The following is a 14,416-nucleotide window of genomic DNA, read 5'->3' as shown; positions in this document are numbered from 1 at the left end:
CGGGCCCGGGCAGCGATTCAGGCCCGCGCTCAGCCGCGTGGATGATGGCGGGCATGCAGCTTCTGCAGGTGTTCGCGCGCCACCAGGGTGTAGATCTGGGTGGTGGATAGCGAGCTGTGCCCGAGCAGCATCTGCAGCGCGCGCAGGTCGGCACCCCGGTTGAGCAGATGGGTGGCGAAGCTGTGCCGCAGCCCATGCGGACTGATCCGTGCCGGGTCGATGCCAGCCACCTGCGCGTGGCGCTTGACCAGGTGCCAGAATGCCTGCCGGGTCAGCGCCTGCAGGGTCGGCTCGATGAACAACGGGGTCTGCCCATCGGGCAGGGCCTGCACCTTGCCCTTGCCGACCAGCTGCGGGCGCGACTGCTGCAGGTAACGCTCCAGCCAGTGCTGCGATTCCTCGCCCAACGGCACCAGCCGTTCCTTGCTGCCCTTGCCGGTGACCCGCAGCACGCCCTGGCGCAGGTTGACCGCGGTGGCCGGCAGCAGCACCAGCTCGCTGACGCGCAGGCCGGCGGCGTACATCAGCTCCAGCATGGCGCGGTCGCGCAGCCCCAGCGGGCTGTCGATGTCCGGCGCCGCCAGCAGCGCATCGATCTGGCTTTCGGCCAGCGCCTTGGGCAGCAAGCGTGGCAGCTTGGGCGGATCCAGCAGCGCGCTGGGATCCTCGCTGCGTTCGCCACGGCGCACGCCATCGGCGAAGAAGGCCCGCAGCGCCGACAACAACCGCGCATTGCTGCGCGGCGACCAGCCATGGCGGGTGCGCCAGGCCAGGTAATCGAACAGCCCCGGGCGTTCGATGCCGGCCAGGCCACCGTCACGTCCATCCATCCAGCGCGCCAGGCCTTCCAGATCGCGGCGGTAGCTGTCGAGGGTGGCGCGGGCCAGGCCGTTCTCGGCCCAGATCGCATCGAGGAAGCGCTGGATGCGTGCGCTGTCGTCGGCGCGCAGTTCGGGCAGTTGCTGGACCAGCTGGCGGCGTTCGGCGGGGGTGGAAACAAGGGCCATGCGTGCAGGATACGAGGGCCACTGCGGGCACGGCCAGCTTTGCGTATGCTCGGCGCATGTCCCGCCCCGCCACCGACACGGCCCCTGCAGCCGCCAGCGAACTGCCCCGCCCGCGCGCACTGCTGCCGTGGCGCCTGCTGGCAATGGTCTACGACGCGTTGCCGGTGCTGGCGCTGTGGATGCTGGCCGGCACGTTGTTCACCCTGGCCTACACCTTCAGCGGCCACGCGCAGCGCGAGAACATCGCGCCCTTCAGTGCCTGGCAGTGGCTGCTGTGGGCGACCTGCTGGGTCATCACCGGCTGGTACGCCACTGCCAGCTGGCGTCGCGGCGGGCAGACGCTGGGCATGCGCCCGTGGCGGCTGAAAGTGCAATCGCGCGATGGCACGCCGTTGCGGCGCGGCCAGCTATGGCGGCGCTTCGCCATTGGTACGCTGTCACTGCTGCTGGGCGGGCTGGGATTCTGGTGGGCGTGGGTCGACCGCGAACGCCTGACCTGGCACGACCGCGCCAGCGGCACCCGCCTGGTGCGCATGCCCAAGCGGTGATGCGTCACCCTTCAATCCGATCCTCCGCAGCGCTCGGCGCTACACCAACGAGGGTCAGCCCGACTTGCGCCGGAACAACAGTCCGGACACGGCCAGCATGACGATCGGCGGCAGCGCATAGGCAATGCGGTAATCGAACTTCAGTGCGCCGGCCATGCGACCGAAGAACAGCTGCAGCAGCCAGAAGCCCAGCGCGAACAGAATGCCCAGGAACAGGCGCTTGCCCATGCCGCCACTGCGCAGCGACCCGAACGCGAACGGCACCGCCGCCAGGCACAGCGCCAGCACGTTCACCGGGTAGAACCAGCGGCTCCAGTACACATCCTCGAAATCACGCGCATCCAGCCCGTTGCGCTGGCGGTAGGCGATGCTGGTGCTCAGCTCGGCCACGCTGAGATTGCGCGGCTTGGCGATGCCGGTGGCCAGCGCCGCCGCATCCAGCTTCGAGTTCCACGGCTCACGCGCCACTTCCTGGCGGGTGGCCGAGCGCTCGCCGAAGGTATCGCGGCGCACACCGGTCAGCACCCAGCCGTCCTTGTCATGCTCGGCCGTGGCCGCATGGGTCAGCGAGGCGATGTTGCCGTCTTCGGCGATCCGGTACAGGCGCACGTCGCGCAGGATCAGCCGCGTTCCCTTGTCACCCACCAGCTGCTCTTCGCCGCTCTGGGCGTTGAGGAAGGTGTCGCCTTCGCGCGCCCACAGCCCCGAGTACCGGGTGGTGGAGATGTCACGGCCCCACTTGGCGCTGGACTTCAGTGCGTCGGCGCGGTCCTGGCCCCACGGGCCCAGCGTCTCGGCGCTGAGCACCATCACCGCGGTCAGCAGCGACAGCGCGATCGCCACCGACACGCTCAGGCGCTTGCGCGACAGGCCCAGCGCACGCAGGGCGGTCAGCTCCGAGGTCGCCGCCAGCTGGCCCAGGCCCATCAGTGCACCGATCACCGCGGCGGTCGGGAACATCGTGTAGGCGCGGCGCGGCACCGTGTACAGCACCCAGGCAGCGGCATGGCCCAGCGTATAGCCGTTCTTGCCGATGTCCTTGAACTCGCCGGAGAAGGCCATCACCACGTCCAGGCCGACCAGCACCGCCCAGGTCAGCAGCACCGTGGTGAACACCGAGCGACCCAGGTAGAGGTCGAAACGCATCGGGCGCAGCCTCATGCGCGGGCTCCCTTCGGGCGGCCCAGGCGGCCATCACGTACATACATCCAGATCGCCAGCGCCAGCAGCGGCACCGTCAACCACCACAGGCCAAGCGCGGCCGGAATCTTGCCGTTGGCGATCCAGCCACTGCCGATGAACATCAGGTTGGTACCCACCATGTAGGCCATCAGGGCCAGCATCATGCGGCCATAACGCTGCTGGCGCGGCGAACTGCGGCCCAGCGGCACGGTCAGCAGGGCGAAGGCCAGCGCGATCAGCGGCGGTGCCAGGCGGCGGTGCAGCTGCGCCTGCGCCTGCGGGCGCGCATCGCCGATCAGCTGCAGGGTCGGCATCAGTTCCGGGTCGTCCTCGGTGCGGGTCTGCGCGCCGTCGGGCAGGGCCACGTCGTTGCGGGCAAAGGTCGCCAGCCGGTAATCGAGCGCCCCGGCCACCGGCCCCTCCACTTGGTGGCCATCATCCAGCTCCAGGAAACGCTGGCGGGTGCCCTCGAAGTACATGCGGCCGCTGTTGGCCGACACCACTTCCAGGCGGTCGTCCTTCTGCCGCTGCAGGAACACCTTGCCCAGCTGGGTGCCGTCGGGCGAGATCGAGGACAGGTAGACCACGCCGCCGTTGGGCAGCGGCGTGAAACGGCCCGGCTCCAGGCCGGCCATCAGCACGCTGCGGTTGGCCTCGATGATCATCTGCTCGGCCACCCGGCCGGCCCACGGGCCCAGCCACAGCGAGCAGGCGCCGACCAGCAGCACCACCGGCACCACCAGCATCAGCAGCGGCCGCAGCAGCCGCTTGGGGCCCACCCCGATCGCGGTGATGACCGCCATCTCCGAGTCGCGGTACAGGCGGGCAATGGCCAGCAGCAGGCCCAGCATCAGCGCCAGCGGCAGGATCAGCGGCAGGTAGGCGATGAACTGCAGGCCCAGCTGCGAGAACAGCAGCTTGGCCGGCAGGCGCCCGTCGGCGATGTTGCCGAGGATGTCCACCAGCACGCCGCCCACGCTGACCACCAGCAGGACGATCAGGGTAGCCAGGAAACTCTGGACGAAATCGCCCAGCAGGTATCGGTCGAGCTTCAGCATGGGGCGGTGGTTTAAACTCTGGGGTTCGTTCGCGGTGCCGCCCAGTCTACTGTCTGGGCGTAAACGGCCTGCGATTGTACGGACTCGCCAATGGAATCTGCTCAATGGCCCTCGAATTCACCCTGAACCACGTTGCTCCGGCCGCCGCCACCGTTGATTGCCTGGTGGTCGGCGCGTATGCCGACCATACCCTGACCCCGGCCGCGCAGGCCCTGGACGCCGCCAGCGGTGGCCGCCTGGCCGCCCTGGCCCAGCGTGGCGACCTGTCCGGCAAGACCGGCGCGACCACCCTGCTGCACGACCTGCCGGGCGTGACCGCGCCGCGCGTGCTGGTGGTCGGCCTGGGCGACGCCGCCCGCTTCGGCGTGCCGCAGTACCTGAAGGCCGTGGGCGACGCGGTGCGCGCGCTGAAGGCCGGTGCCGCCCGCAGCGCGCTGTTCACCCTGTCCGAAGTGGCCGTGAAGGACCGCGATGCGGCCTGGGCGATCCGCCAGGCGGTGATCGCCGCCGATCACGCCGCGTATCGCTACACCGCTACCCTGGGCAAGAAGAAGGCCGACGATGCCGGCCTGGCCCAGCTCGCCATTGCCGGTGACGACGCCCAGGCGCTGGCCCAGGGCCAGGCGATCGCTGCCGGTGTCGAGTTCGCCCGCGAACTGGGCAACCTGCCGCCGAACTACTGCACCCCGGCCTACCTGGCCGAGGTCGGCGTGAAGTTCGCCGACGAGCACGACGGTGCCGAAGCCGAGATCCTCGACGAGCACCAGATGGAAGCGCTGGGCATGGGCTCGCTGCTGGCGGTGGCCCGTGGTTCGGCCAACCGCCCGCGCCTGGTCGTGCTGAAGTGGAACAATGGCGGCGACGCCAAGCCCTATGTGCTGGTCGGCAAGGGCATCACCTTCGATACCGGTGGCGTCAACCTGAAGACCCAGGGCGGCATCGAAGAGATGAAGTACGACATGTGCGGTGGCGCCAACGTCATCGGCACCTTCGTCGCGGCGGTCAAGGCCAAGCTGCCGCTGAACCTGGTGGTGGTGGTGCCGGCGGTGGAAAACGCCATCGACGGCAACGCCTACCGTCCGTCCGACGTGATCACCTCGATGTCGGGCAAGACCATCGAAGTCGGCAACACCGACGCCGAAGGCCGCCTGATCCTGTGCGACGCACTGACCTACGCGCAGCGCTTCGAACCGGCCGCGCTGGTCGACGTCGCCACCCTGACTGGTGCCTGCATGGTCGCCCTGGGCCACCAGACCGCCGGCCTGATGAGCAAGCACGACGACCTGGCCAGCGAGCTGCTGGCCGCCGGCGAGCAGGTGTTCGACCGCGCCTGGCGCCTGCCGCTGTGGGACGAGTACCAGCCGATGCTGGATTCGACCTTCGCCGACGTCTACAACATCGGCGGCCGCTGGGCCGGCGCGATCACCGCCGGCTGCTTCCTGTCGCGCTTCACCGAAGGCCAGCGCTGGGCCCACCTGGACATCGCCGGCGTGGCCAGCGATGAAGGCAAGCGCGGCATGGCCACCGGCCGCCCGGTCGGCCTGCTGAGCCAGTGGCTGCTGGACCAGGTCGCCCGCGCCTGATGCCGTACCCGACCCTGGCCGGCAGACGCCGGCCGGGGCCTCGCCCGGCACTGCCGGGCCCCTGCCTGACCCGGACCCTGCCATGCCCCGCGCCGACTTCTACCTGATCGCCAAGCCCCGCTTCCTGACCGAGCCCCTGCGCCTGGTCTGCGAACTGGCGCGCAAGGCCAACGACGCCGGGCTGTTCACCCTGGTACTGGCCCGCGACCAGGCCCAGGCCGAGGAGCTGGACGAGCTGCTGTGGGCCTTCGACAACGATGCCTACATCCCGCACCAGATTGCCGGGGAAGACATGGACGAGGAAGAAGCCCTGGTGCTGATCGCCGTGCCCGGCACCGAGGCACCGGCGCGTCCGCTGGTGATCAACCTGCGCGACGCGCCCTGGCTGGGCCAGTGCGAGCGCGTGCTGGAAGTGGTTCCGGCCGATCCGGAAGCGCGCGAACCGCTGCGCGAGCGCTGGCGCCAGTACAAGGCGGCCGGTTACGACCTGAACAAGCACGACATGTAAGCGCGCCCCGGCCCCCTTGATGGGCCGCCGCCGCGCCCTGATCCTTCAACGATTACCTCCTGGTTCCCCCGCATGACCCAACTCGCCTCCAGCTACGACCCGACGTCCTTCGAGACCGACCTCTACGAGGCCTGGGAGAAGGCCGGCCACTTCAAGCCGTCCGGCACGGGCGAGCCGTACACCATCCTGCTGCCGCCGCCGAACGTGACCGGCACGCTGCACATGGGCCACGCGTTCCAGCAGACCCTGATGGATGCGCTGGTGCGCTACCACCGCATGCGCGGCTACGACACACTGTGGCAGGTCGGTACCGACCACGCCGGCATCGCCACCGAGATGGTGGTCAGCCGCAACCTGGCGCTGGAAGGCAAGGGCGAGACCCGCGACTCGCTGGGCCGCGAAGGCTTCATCGGCAAGGTCTGGGAGTGGAAGCAGCAGTCCGGCGACACCATCGAGCGCCAGATGCGTCGCCTCGGCACCTCCGCCGACTGGTCGCGCAGCACTTTCACCATGGACCCGCAGCCGTCGGCGGCGGTCAACGAAGCGTTCGTGCGCTGGTACGAGCAGGGCCTGATCTACCGCGGCCAGCGCCTGGTCAACTGGGACCCGGTGCTGAAGACCGCCATTTCCGACCTGGAGGTGGAGAGCGCCGAGGAAGATGGCTTCCTGTGGTCGATCGCCTACACGCTCGATGAAGGCCTGAGCTACGAGCACGTCGAGCGCGATGCCGACGGCGTGGAAACCCTGCGCGAGACCCGCGACTACCTGGTGGTCGCCACCACCCGCCCGGAAACCCTGCTGGGCGATACCGCGGTGATGGTGCACCCGGAAGACGCGCGCTACGCGCACCTGATCGGCAAGAGCGTGGTGCTGCCGCTGACCGGCCGCCGCGTGCCGGTGATCGCCGACGAGTACGTGGACCGCGCGTTCGGCACCGGCGTGGTCAAGGTCACCCCGGCCCATGATTTCAATGACTATGAAGTCGGCGTGCGCCACAGCCTGCCGATGATCAACCTGTTCACCCCGGTGGCGGCGCTGAACGAGAACGCGCCGGAACGCTTCCGGGGCCTGGACCGTTATGACGCGCGCAAGGCCGTGCTGGCCGAACTGGAAGACCTGGGCATCCTGGTCGAAACCAAGGCGCACAAGCTGCAGGTGCCGCGCGGCGACCGTACCGGCCAGGTGATCGAGCCGTACCTGACCGACCAGTGGTTCGTGAAGATGGACGAGCTGGCCAGGCGTGGCCTGGAACTGGTCGAGGACGGAAGCATTGCCTTCGTGCCGCCGAACTGGATCAACACCTACCGCCACTGGATGAACAACATCCAGGACTGGTGCATCAGCCGCCAGCTGTGGTGGGGCCATCGCATTCCGGCGTGGTTCGACGCCGCTACCGGCACCTGCTACGTCGGCCGCAGCGAAGAGGAAGTGCGGGCAAAGCACAACCTGGGCAGCGAGGTGGTGCTGAACCAGGAAAGCGACGTGCTGGAGACCTGGTTCTCCTCGCAGCTGTGGCCGTTCTCCACCCTGGGCTGGCCCAACGAACAGGCCATGGCCGAGCGCGGCTTCGACCGCTACCTGCCGTCGTCGGTGCTGATCACCGGCTTCGACATCATCTTCTTCTGGGTGGCGCGCATGATCATGGCCACCGACAACCTGGTCGGGAAGATCCCGTTCAAGGACGTCTACTTCACCGGCCTGATCCGCGACGGCCAAGGCCAGAAGATGTCCAAGAGCAAGGGCAACGTACTCGACCCGCTGGACATCATCGACGGCATCAGCATCGACGACCTGGTCGCCAAGCGCACCGGCGGCCTGATGCAGCCGAAGATGGTGGAGAAGATCGAGAAGGCCACCCGCAGGGAATTCCCGGACGGCATTGCAGCCCACGGCGCCGATGCGCTGCGCTTCACCATCGCCGCGCTGGCCACCCACGGCCGCGACATCAAGTTCGACATGAACCGCGCCGAGGGCTACAAGAACTTCTGCAACAAGCTGTGGAACGCCAGCCGCTTCGCGCTGATGAACACCGAAGGTGCTGCGTTCACCGGCGTGCCGAAGCCGCGCACCGATGCCGAGCGCTGGATCCTCGCGCGCCTGGCCGCCACCACCGCCGAGGCACAGGGCCATTTCGCCGCCTATCGTTTCGATCTGCTGGCGCAGTGCCTGTACGAATTCGCCTGGAACGCGTTCTGCGACTGGTTCCTGGAACTGAGCAAGCCGGCGCTGAACGGCGCCGACGCCGCCGATGCCGAGAGCACCCGCCACACCCTGCTGTACGTGCTGGAAGCGCTGCTGCGCCTGCTGCACCCGCTGACGCCGTTCATCACCGAACAGCTGTGGCAGCAGCTGGCGCCGCGCCTGGGCCTGGCCGAAACCACACTGTCGTTGCGCCCGTACCCCACCGCCGCCGAGTTCGAGGGCGATTTCGCCCAGGCCGAGGCCGACGTGGAATGGCTGAAGGCGGTGATCAGTGCGGTGCGTCGCGTGCGCAGCGAACTGAACGTCGCGCCGTCCAGGCAGGTGCCGCTGCGCCTGCAGGCCGGCCTGGCGCAGGACCGCGTGCGCATCGAGCGCTTCAGCGCCTCGCTGTCGTTCCTGCTGAAACTGGACAGCATCCAGTGGCTGGCCGAGAGCGAAAGCGCGCCGCCGGCCGCCGCCGCGATCGTGGGCGAGCTGAAGCTGCTGGTACCGCTGGAAGGCTTGGTCGATCTTGATGCCGAGCGTGCGCGCCTGGACAAGGAGATCAAGCGCGTGGAAGGCGAACAGGAAAAGAGCGAGACCAAGCTGGCCAGGTTCACCGACAAGGTGCCGCCGGCGGTGGTCGAGCAGGAACGCGTGCGCCTGGTCGACTGGAACACCCAGCTGGCCGGCCTGCGCGAGCAGCGCGCGAAGCTGTAACCGCCGCAGGGAAATGCCGGGCACTGCCCGGCGTTTCCTTCTGTAGAGTCGGGCGGTGCTCGACGCATGACAGCAGTCGAGCATGGCTCGACTCTGCATTTCTCTCGCATGGCATCATCACCGGATGCCGATTTCCATCTTCCTGCTGGTCCTCGCTGCCGCGGCGCTGCATGCCAGCTGGAACGCGATCGTCAAACGCGGGCCGGACAAGTTCCTCGGCACGGTGCTGGTCACCGGAAGCGCAGCGCTGCTGTCCGCCGCTGCGCTGCCCCTGCTGCCGTTCCCGGCCGCGCACAGCTGGCCGTGGCTGGGCGCGTCGGTGCTGTTGCAGGTGACCTATTACGGACTGGTCGCACGCTGTTACCAGCAGGTCGACATGAGCCTGGCCTATCCGCTGATGCGTGGCTGCGCGCCGATCCTGGTCGCACTGGCGGGCACGCTGCTGGGTGAGACGCTGCCGGCGGCAGCCTGGCTGGGGGTGGTGCTGGTAAGCACCGGCATCCTGTGCATGGCGCTGGGTGCACGGGGCGGCCAGCTGCGACTGCCGCTGCTGACCGCAGCGATGATCGCCACCTACACGCTGGTCGACGCGCACGGCGCACGCCAGTCCGGCAACGCGCTCAGCTACACGTTGTGGTTGTTCCTGCTGTCGGGCATCCCGCTGCCGCTGTGGGCGGTGTACACGCGCGGCAGCGCGGTGCTGCACTATGCACGGCAGCATTGGCCGCTGGGGCTGGCCGGCGGCGTCGGCACCACCGCCTCCTATGCGATGGCGCTGTGGGCCATGACGCAGGTGCCGGTGGCGATGGTCTCGGCGCTGCGCGAATCCTCGATCCTGTTCGCGCTGCTGATCTCGGTGTTCCTGCTGCGCGAGCGGATACCCCGCGCGCGCTGGCTGGCAGCGGTGCTCATCGTCGGCGGTGTGCTGGCGTTGCGCCTGGCGTGAGCGACGCATCGGTGGTGCCGGCCGCTGGCCGGCAACCCCTCCCCTTTACAGCGGCGGCATCGCCTGCAGGTCGCCGTCGACCAGCTCGATGGCCATCACCACCGCATCCTCGCGGCCCTGTGCAGCCGGGTAGTAGCGCGGGCGGCGGCCGATCTCGTTGAAGCCTTCGCTGTGGTACAGCGCCAGTGCCGGCGTATTGGATGGGCGCACTTCCAGGAACACGCGCTGTGCGCCGCGATCGGCGGCCAGCCGCACCAGCGCGCGCAGCAGCTGGCGGCCCAGCCCGCGCGACTGCGCCAGCGGATCGATGCAGATGTTCAGCACGTGCGCTTCATCGGCGGCGATGCTGAGCACGCCATAGCCGACCAGCAGGCCATCGCGCTCCATCGCCAGGCCGGGATAGCCGGCGCGCAGGCAGTCGATGAAGATGCCGCGGGTCCAGGGGAAGGGATAGCCCCGCAGCTCGATCGCCATCACGGCATTGAGGTCGCTCTCGCGCAGCGCGCGCAGGCTGACCGGACCGGGCCGGGTCACCGCGCTCATGGCGTTCCCCGCTTGCGCAGGGCTCGCAGCTGCGGCCACAGCGCACGCTTGGCCGCCGGATCGCGGCGCAGCTGGTCCAGCGGCCAGCTGTCCATCAGCGCCTGCGTGGCCGGGTCATTCGGGTTGCAGCCGGACGCGCGCAGCAGCGCGATCTGCAGACGGTCCGGCAGGCGCACCACCGGTTCCCGCGCGGTGCCGCTGGGCAACGGTCGCTCAGCGGCCGGCACGGTGTCCGGCGCCCTGACCGGCGTTTCGCGGCGCGGCGGTGCCGGGCGTTGCTGGCCGGTGGCGGGCGCCGGCCTGGCCGGCAGTGCGCGCGCCGCCTCCAGCGGCGGCACCGGGTGTGGCGGGGCAACGCTGGCCTCGGCTTCGGCCACGCTCAACTGCAGCGCGGCGTCCAGCTCGGCCGCAAGCTGGCCGTCGTGATAGACGGTGTAGCCCATGGCCTGCAGCCAGGCCTGCTGGGCCGGGGACCACAGCACGGGCAGGTCCTGGCTCACGCCGCCTCGGTTTTCTTGCGCAGGCGCTGCACGGCCCACATCACCGGGCCGGACAAGGCGTACAGGATGCCGACCGCGAACAGCACGCGCGGCAGGTCGATGACCGCAATGGCGATGGCCACCGGCACCAGTGCCAGCACCAGGAACGGCACGCGGTCCGAACGGGTGCCCTTGGCACCGCCGCCCTTGAAGCTCCAGAAGCGGATGCGGCTGACCATCAGCAGCGCAGCGATGATCGTCACCGCCAGCGCCACATAGCGCAGCTGGTTGCCGTCCCAGCCCAGGTTGCCATCGGCAAAGGCCCAGACGAAGGACATCATCAGGCCCGCTGCGGCCGGGCTGGCCAGGCCGACGAACCAGCGTTTGTCGACCACCGCCACCTGGGTATTGAAGCGGGCCAGGCGCAGTGCCGCGCAGGCCGCATACAGGAAGGCCACGGCCCAGCCGACGCGGCCGAGCAGCGGATCGTCGAACTTCAGCCACGACAGCGACCAGTGGTACATCACCAGCGCCGGGGCCATGCCGAAGCTGACCAGGTCGGCCAGCGAGTCGTACTGCACGCCGAATTCGCTGCTGGTGCCGGTCAGGCGCGCCACGCGCCCGTCCAGGCCATCCATCACCGCCGCCACGAACACGGCGATGCTGGCGTTGACGAAATCCCCATTGGCCGCGGCGATGATCGCGTAGAAGCCGGCGAACAGGCCGGCGGTGGTGAACAGGTTGGGCAGCAGGTAAATCGTGCGCGAGCGCGGCGGCGGTGTGATCGGGTCCATGGAATCCAGTTTAATCGACTTGCCAGCGGTCGGCGCCAATGCTGCAATCGATGTTCTGCGCCCATTCCGTGGAGTCTGCCATGCGTGCCCTGTCCTGCCTTGGATGCCTGCTGCTGTTGGTCAGTGCCAACGCCGTGGCCGGTCCCGTCTACAAATGGAAGGACGCCCGGGGCGTGACCCAGTACTCGGAGACCCCGCCGGCGGGCCGGAAGTACGAGACCCGCGAGCAGGCGCGCACCCCGCAGGCCGCAGCCAGCAGCGAGGCCCCGGCCGCGCCGGTCCCCGAGCAGTGCAGCACGGCCCGGGCCAACCTGGCCCTGCTGGACGGCGGTGGCCAGGTGATGCAGGACACCGATGGCGATGGCAAGGCCGATACCCCGTTGACCCCGGAGCAGCACACCGCGCAGAGGGGATTGGCGGAGGCGGCCATCAAGGCTTACTGCCCAGCACAGTGAGGGTATCGGCAGGGCTTGCAGCCCTGCGCCCGCAGAGGCAACAGCAAGGGCAACAGCCGGCTCTGGGCTTTCTGTGGGTTGGGCGGGGCGGTGTGGGATTGCGGGGACGCCGTAAACCCGTCCATGGGGGCTTGGCCGCGGCATCCATGCCGCGGACACCCCGCAATCCGACACCGCCCCGCCTTCGACAGTTTCCCGGTGACGGTGGTAGATCCACGCCATGCGTGGATGAAATCTGTCGGATCTCGAATTGAATCCGGGGTCAGATCCGTTTTCCTGGGGAAAACGGATCTGACCCCGGGAGCCATTCCGACAGCTCGCAGGAAACTGTCTAAGGCGGGGTGGGTCCGGTTGGGGGGCATGAGCCGCATAACCCGCTGTTGCTTCGGCTGTTGCTTCTGAGGTTGCCGGCCAGCGGCCGGCACTACCGCGGGTGCAGGGCGCAGCCCTGCCGATACCCCTCCCCCCGGCCGGGCTGGCAGAATAGAGGTCTCTGCCGTTATCCGAAGCCGACGATGCGCCTCTCCCAGTTCCACCTGCACACCACCAAGGAAACCCCCAGCGACGCCGAGCTGACCAGCCATCGGCTGATGCTGCGCGCGGGCATGATCCGCAAGCTGGCATCGGGCCTGTACACCTGGTCGCCGCTGGGCCTGCGCGTGCTGCGCAAGGTCGAGCGCATCGTTCGCGAGGAAATGGACCGGGCCGGTGCGGTGGAATTCCAGATCCCGACCATCCAGCCGAAGGAGCTGTGGGAGCAGACCGGCCGCTGGCAGAAGTTCGGCCCGCAGCTGCTGAAGATCAAGGACCGCAAGGACCAGGTGTTCTGCTACAGCCCGACCGCCGAAGAAGCCGCCTGCGACTTCGCGCGCAGCGAGCTGTCCAGCTACAAGCAGCTTCCGGTGAATTTCTACCAGGTACAGACCAAGTTCCGCGACGAGATCCGCCCGCGCTTCGGCGTGATGCGCTCGCGCGAATTCCTGATGAAGGACGCCTATTCGTTCCACCTGCACGATGAGTGCCTGGTGCGCGAATACGAGAACATGAAGTCGGCCTACAGCCGCATCTTCACCCGCCTCGGCCTGGACTTCCGCATGGTGCAGGCAGACTCCGGCGCGATCGGCGGCGATGCCTCGCAGGAGTTCCACGTGATCGCCGATTCGGGCGAGGACGCGCTGGTGTTCTCCACCGGCTCGGACTACGCGGCCAACATGGAAGCGGCGATCGCCGCCGATCCGGCACCGCGTGCCGCCGCCACCGAAGCGATGCGCAAGGTGGATACCCCCACCCAGAAGACCTGCGAGGACGTCGCCGCCCTGCTCGGCATCGACCTGCAGCGCACGGTGAAGTCGGTGGCGCTGATCGCCGGCGAAGGCGAGGCCCAGCAGTTCGTGCTGGTGCTGGTGCGTGGCGACCACGAAGTCAACGAGATCAAGCTGGCCAAGGTCGCCGGCCTGGACGAGCAGCGGTTCGCCAGCGAAGCGGAGATCGCCGATTACCTGGGCAGCGTGCCGGGCTTCCTCGGCCCGGTCGCCCCGGCCAAGGCCATCCGTGTGGTCGCCGATCGCGAAGTGGCGGCGATGTCCGACTTCGTCGTTGGCGCCAACGAGGCCGGTTTCCACCTGGCCGGCGTCAACTGGGGCCGCGACCTGCCGGAGCCGGAAGTGGCCGACATCCGCAACGTGCGTGCCGGCGATCGCGCCGTGGACGGCGGTGAACTGAAGATCGCCCGCGGCATCGAGGTCGGCCATGTGTTCCAGCTCGGCCGCAAGTACGCCGAGGCGCTGGACGCCACCGTGCTGGACGAGAACGGCAAGGCAGCGGTGATGGCGATGGGCTGCTACGGCATCGGCATCTCGCGGGTTGTGGCTGCCGCGATCGAACAGAACCATGACGAGGCCGGCATCATCTGGCCGGACGCGATGGCGCCGTGGCAGGTGGTGGTGTGCGTGATCAATCCGAAGGGCGACGCCGCCGTGGCCGATGCCGCGGCCAGCCTGCTGCAGGAACTGCGCGACGCCGGCCTGGACGCCGCGCTTGACGACCGTGGCCTGCGTCCCGGCGCGATGTTCGCCGATATGGAACTGATCGGCATTCCGCATCGCGTGGTGGTCAGCGAACGTGGCCTGGCCGCCGGCACCTACGAATACCGCTCGCGCCGCGCCAGCGAAGCGGAAAGCCTGGACAAGGCCTCCCTGCTGCAGCGCCTGCAGGGCTGATCGGCAAAAAGACCGGGGCCTGCCCCGGTCTTTTTTTTCTGCCGCGGCCTTCCCCGATATTGCAGCGGACATAATCCGGTCAAAATCACCCCGACGGCGTCTGCATGCCGCCACGCCATGACCCGCCTGCATTTGTGCTGTGATTAATTCATCTCTATTCTGTCCGCCGACGCCATGGACTGGCTTGTCCCGT

General features: G+C 68.7%; 13 protein-coding genes. 7 read left to right on the top strand and 6 right to left on the bottom strand.

What is annotated here, in order from left to right; translation table 11 throughout:
* Positions 1–29 precede the first annotated feature (29 nt).
* On the bottom strand, positions 30–1,007 hold the full coding sequence (gene xerD, locus LRM18_RS14770) for a site-specific tyrosine recombinase XerD (protein ID WP_049465125.1): 978 nt from the start codon (positions 1,005–1,007) through the stop codon (positions 30–32).
* 56 nt (positions 1,008–1,063) lie between these two features.
* Between xerD and LRM18_RS14765 the strand changes: the two genes are divergently transcribed.
* Positions 1,064–1,555, top strand: coding sequence for an RDD family protein (locus LRM18_RS14765; protein ID WP_064237617.1), 492 nt, complete (start codon positions 1,064–1,066; stop codon positions 1,553–1,555).
* 54 nt (positions 1,556–1,609) lie between these two features.
* Here the strand turns inward: LRM18_RS14765 and lptG are convergent, their stop codons facing one another.
* The gene (lptG, locus tag LRM18_RS14760; RefSeq protein ID WP_074725545.1) at positions 1,610–2,716 is read right to left on the bottom strand and encodes an LPS export ABC transporter permease LptG; all 1,107 of its coding nucleotides are present in this window, start codon (positions 2,714–2,716) and stop codon (positions 1,610–1,612) included.
* Positions 2,713–3,795: an LPS export ABC transporter permease LptF gene (gene lptF / locus LRM18_RS14755; RefSeq protein WP_049465119.1), complete on the bottom strand. Its 1,083-nt coding sequence runs from the start codon at positions 3,793–3,795 to the stop codon at positions 2,713–2,715. Before lptF ends, lptG begins: the two co-directional genes overlap by 4 nt.
* Positions 3,796–3,899: 104 nt before the next feature.
* Here lptF and LRM18_RS14750 point away from each other — a divergent pair, with 104 nt between their 5' ends.
* From LRM18_RS14750 to LRM18_RS14735, 4 genes are all read left to right on the top strand, one after another.
* Positions 3,900–5,378, top strand: a complete 1,479-nt coding sequence (locus LRM18_RS14750) for a leucyl aminopeptidase (protein WP_099486242.1) — start codon at positions 3,900–3,902, stop codon at positions 5,376–5,378.
* Between the two features lie 82 nt (positions 5,379–5,460).
* On the top strand, positions 5,461–5,886 hold the full coding sequence (locus LRM18_RS14745; RefSeq protein WP_049418512.1) for a DNA polymerase III subunit chi: 426 nt from the start codon (positions 5,461–5,463) through the stop codon (positions 5,884–5,886).
* A gap of 72 nt (positions 5,887–5,958) precedes the next feature.
* Positions 5,959–8,787, top strand: a complete 2,829-nt coding sequence (locus LRM18_RS14740; protein ID WP_049465114.1) for a valine--tRNA ligase — start codon at positions 5,959–5,961, stop codon at positions 8,785–8,787.
* A 124-nt stretch (positions 8,788–8,911) separates the two neighbouring features.
* Positions 8,912–9,733: an EamA family transporter gene (locus LRM18_RS14735; RefSeq protein WP_053506479.1), complete on the top strand. Its 822-nt coding sequence runs from the start codon at positions 8,912–8,914 to the stop codon at positions 9,731–9,733.
* 45 nt (positions 9,734–9,778) lie between these two features.
* Here LRM18_RS14735 and rimI read toward each other — a convergent pair whose 3' ends face one another.
* The 3 genes from rimI to pssA are packed head-to-tail and all read right to left on the bottom strand — an operon-like array spanning position 9,779 to position 11,549.
* On the bottom strand, positions 9,779–10,276 hold the full coding sequence (rimI, locus tag LRM18_RS14730) for a ribosomal protein S18-alanine N-acetyltransferase (protein ID WP_053462112.1): 498 nt from the start codon (positions 10,274–10,276) through the stop codon (positions 9,779–9,781).
* Positions 10,273–10,776: a hypothetical protein gene (locus LRM18_RS14725; protein WP_057494127.1), complete on the bottom strand. Its 504-nt coding sequence runs from the start codon at positions 10,774–10,776 to the stop codon at positions 10,273–10,275. Before LRM18_RS14725 ends, rimI begins: the two co-directional genes overlap by 4 nt.
* On the bottom strand, positions 10,773–11,549 hold the full coding sequence (gene pssA / locus LRM18_RS14720) for a CDP-diacylglycerol--serine O-phosphatidyltransferase (RefSeq protein WP_049465105.1): 777 nt from the start codon (positions 11,547–11,549) through the stop codon (positions 10,773–10,775). The genes LRM18_RS14725 and pssA overlap by 4 nt, the downstream gene beginning before the upstream one ends.
* An 80-nt stretch (positions 11,550–11,629) precedes the next feature.
* On the opposite strand from pssA, the gene LRM18_RS14715 reads away from it, so the two are divergent.
* Together LRM18_RS14715 and LRM18_RS14710 are read left to right on the top strand one after the other, a co-directional pair.
* Positions 11,630–12,004: a DUF4124 domain-containing protein gene (locus LRM18_RS14715; protein ID WP_064239604.1), complete on the top strand. Its 375-nt coding sequence runs from the start codon at positions 11,630–11,632 to the stop codon at positions 12,002–12,004.
* A gap of 515 nt (positions 12,005–12,519) precedes the next feature.
* Positions 12,520–14,223, top strand: coding sequence for a proline--tRNA ligase (locus LRM18_RS14710; protein ID WP_057494126.1), 1,704 nt, complete (start codon positions 12,520–12,522; stop codon positions 14,221–14,223).
* Positions 14,224–14,416 lie beyond the last annotated feature (193 nt).

It is taken from the genome of Stenotrophomonas sp. PI_27 (genome assembly GCF_027854495.1).
GTDB classification, from domain to species: Bacteria; Pseudomonadota; Gammaproteobacteria; order Xanthomonadales; family Xanthomonadaceae; genus Stenotrophomonas; species Stenotrophomonas pavanii.
Note: the sequence above shows the minus strand (reverse complement) of the source record. Positions and strands in the feature narration are given on the sequence as shown.